Below are 2,815 nucleotides of genomic sequence, written 5' to 3' on the forward strand. Positions count from 1 at the left end.
TCGAAGGTGGCGCTGGCCAGCACCGAGACGCCGCCGATGCCGTCGCGGCCGGTCTTGGCGCCCATCAGCACGACAACGTTGCCCGGCCCGGCGGCCGCCTTGTTCTGCAACCGGTTGACCGGCAGCACGCCCAGGCAGAGCGCGTTGAGCAGCGGGTTGCCCTGGTAGGAGGGGTCGAAGACCAGCTCGCCACCGATGTTGGGCAGGCCCAGGCAGTTGCCGTAGCCGCCGACGCCGGCGACCACACCGGTGAGCACCCGGGCGGTGTCCGGGTGGTCCGCGGCACCGAAGCGCAGCGGGTCCATCACGGCGACCGGGCGGGCACCCATGGCGAGGATGTCGCGGACGATGCCGCCGACGCCGGTCGCCGCACCCTGGTACGGCTCGACGAAGCTCGGGTGGTTGTGCGACTCGACCTTGAAGGTCACCGCCAGCTCGTCGGAGACCTGCACGACGCCGGCGTTCTCACCGATGCCGGCGAGCAGCCGGTCGCTCTGCGGGGCCTTCTCGCCGAACTGGCGCAGGTGCACCTTGCTCGACTTGTAGGAGCAGTGCTCGCTCCACATGATCGAGTACATGGCCAGCTCGGACTGCGTGGGCCGGCGGCCGAGGATCTGCCGGATCCGGTCGTACTCGTCGTCGCGCAGGCCCAGCTCGGTGTACGGCTGAAGCTCGCCCGGGGTGCCACCGGCGCGCGGCACGGTGTCCACGCCCTCGGCCCAGACGGCGGTGGCCGGCTGGGCGGGAGCGGTCGCGGGCGCGACCGGCTGGGCCGGGCTCGGCTCGGTCGGCTGCGCCGGTGCGGAGTACGCCTCCGGTGTGTCCCGTACCGGGTCCGGATGGGTGGTCATGACCTCTCCTCGCTGCGCTCGGGCCCGCCAGGCCGGCGGTTGAGCTGACCGATGATCATGCTGGTGCCCCGACCAGGTGCTTGAGGGCCGACGTGAAGAAGCCGAGACCGTCCAGCGAAGGGCCGGTGAGCGCCTCCACCGCGTGCTCGGGGTGCGGCATGATGCCGACCACGTTGCCGGCGGCGTTGGTGATCGCGGCGATGTCGCGCTGGGACCCGTTGGGGTTGCCACCGATGTAGCGGGCGACCACCCGGCCCTCGGCTTCGAGCTGGTCCAGCGTCGCGGTGTCCGCGACGTAGCAGCCCTCGCCGTTCTTGACCGGAATCAGCACCTCCTGGCCGGGCTGGAACGCGTTGGTCCACGCCGTGCCGGCCGACTCGATGCGCAGGACCTGGTCCCGGTTGCGGAAGTGCAGGTGCTGGTTGCGGGTGAGCGCACCGGGCAGCAGGTGCGCCTCGCAGAGGATCTGGAAGCCGTTGCAGATGCCGAGCACCGGCAGACCGCCCCGGGCGGCATCCACGATCGTCTCCATCACCGGAGCGAACCGGGCGATGGCACCGCACCGCAGGTAGTCACCGTAGGAGAACCCGCCGGGCAGGACGACCGCGTCGACCCCGTGCAGCTGCGGGTCACCGTGCCAGAGCCGGACCGGCTCAGCGCCGGCGATCCGGACGGCCCGGGCCGCGTCCCCGTCGTCGAGCGAGCCGGGGAAGGTGACCACACCGACCCGGGCGGTCACGAGCGGGCATCCGCGGTCTCGTCGGCCTCGACCAGGCGGACGGTGAAGTCCTCGATGACCGGGTTGGCGAGCAGTTTGTCGGCAATTTCCCGAGCGCGGTCCAGGTCCGGTTCACCGGTGAACTCGATCTCGATCCGCCTGCCGATCCGAACCGAGGCGACGTCACTGACGCCGAGCCGGGGCAGCGCGTTTGCGACGGCCTGGCCCTGCGGATCGAGGATCTCGGGCTTGAGCATGACGTCGACGACGACGCGAGGCACTGGGCACTCCTGACTGTGTACGCAGTTGGGTGCCGACCCACAATGGGCGAGCGCAGCCAGCGTACCTGGCAGATATCGCCGCGGGCGCACCGGCCGGCTGGAGTTCAGGCAGTGCTCAACACTATCGGCGCCCAGGGTGGCCCGTCAGGCGCTACAGGTGGCCTCAGCAGGACATATACGGCGCTGCGGGTGGCTGAATCGTTACATTGATCAAACTCGATCAGGTCCTTGATAATGATCGCGGCGGGACCTACTGTACATCGACGTAGGTCGATTCATGCGTCCACGGGAATCCCCGTTGCCGCCCCATCCGCACCCGGCGACCCCGGGTCCGCCCCGCCCAAGGAGTCCACCCGATGCGCATCCGCCCCCTGCTCGCCGTCCTCAGCACCGCACTGGTCGGCGCCCTCGGCGTCACGTCCGCAGCGTCCGCCGCCCCGGTCAGTCCACTCATCATCGGCGGCAGCACCGTCTCGTCCGCGCCCTGGGCCGCCGCGGTGCTCAGCAACGGCTCGTTCACCTGCTCCGGCAGCGTCATCGCCGCGCAGTGGGTGCTCACCGCCCGGCACTGCATCAGCGGCACCATGTCGGTGCGCATCGGAAGCGTGAACCGCACCTCCGGCGGGGTCACCCGCACGGTCAGCGCCACCTACACCCGCTACGACCTCGCGCTCATGCGGCTCTCCAGCACCGTCAGCACCTCGGCGGTGAGCCTGGCCAGCAGCAACCCGCCGATCAACTCGACGAACTCGATCTACGGCTGGGGCATGACCTGCTACAGCGGCTGCTCGGCGTCCACCCAGCTGAAGACCGCCAGCGTCCGGGTGACCAGCAACAGCGTCACCGACGCGTACGGCGGCCAGGCGATCCGCAGCACCCGGATCAACGGCAACGCCTGGCGCGGTGACGCCGGCGGCCCGCAGTTCTACAACGGCCAGCAGGTCGGCGTCGCCTCCACCGCCGTC

4 protein-coding genes are annotated in these 2,815 nt (G+C 70.5%); 1 reads left to right on the top strand and 3 read right to left on the bottom strand.

The window, feature by feature from the left end; translation table 11 throughout:
* The 3 genes from KBX53_RS28380 to purS form a co-directional block, all read right to left on the bottom strand.
* A partial coding sequence (locus KBX53_RS28380; RefSeq protein WP_247676357.1) for an AIR synthase related protein occupies window positions 1-851 on the bottom strand: 851 nt, incomplete at its 3' end.
* A 55-nt stretch (window positions 852-906) separates the two neighbouring features.
* Window positions 907-1,590 (bottom strand): phosphoribosylformylglycinamidine synthase subunit PurQ, encoded by a 684-nt coding sequence (gene purQ, locus KBX53_RS28385; RefSeq protein ID WP_210862630.1) that lies wholly within the window; start codon window positions 1,588-1,590, stop codon window positions 907-909.
* The gene (purS, locus tag KBX53_RS28390) at window positions 1,587-1,850 is read right to left on the bottom strand and encodes a phosphoribosylformylglycinamidine synthase subunit PurS (RefSeq protein WP_030332194.1); all 264 of its coding nucleotides are present in this window, start codon (window positions 1,848-1,850) and stop codon (window positions 1,587-1,589) included. The genes purQ and purS overlap by 4 nt, the downstream gene beginning before the upstream one ends.
* A gap of 356 nt (window positions 1,851-2,206) precedes the next feature.
* Between purS and KBX53_RS28395 the strand changes: the two genes are divergently transcribed.
* Window positions 2,207-2,815: trypsin-like serine protease (locus KBX53_RS28395; protein WP_210862632.1), on the top strand; the 609-nt coding region annotated here is incomplete at its 3' end.

The sequence above is a fragment of the Micromonospora sp. M51 genome, assembly GCF_018070305.1.
Lineage (GTDB): Bacteria > Actinomycetota > Actinomycetes > Mycobacteriales > Micromonosporaceae > Micromonospora > Micromonospora parva.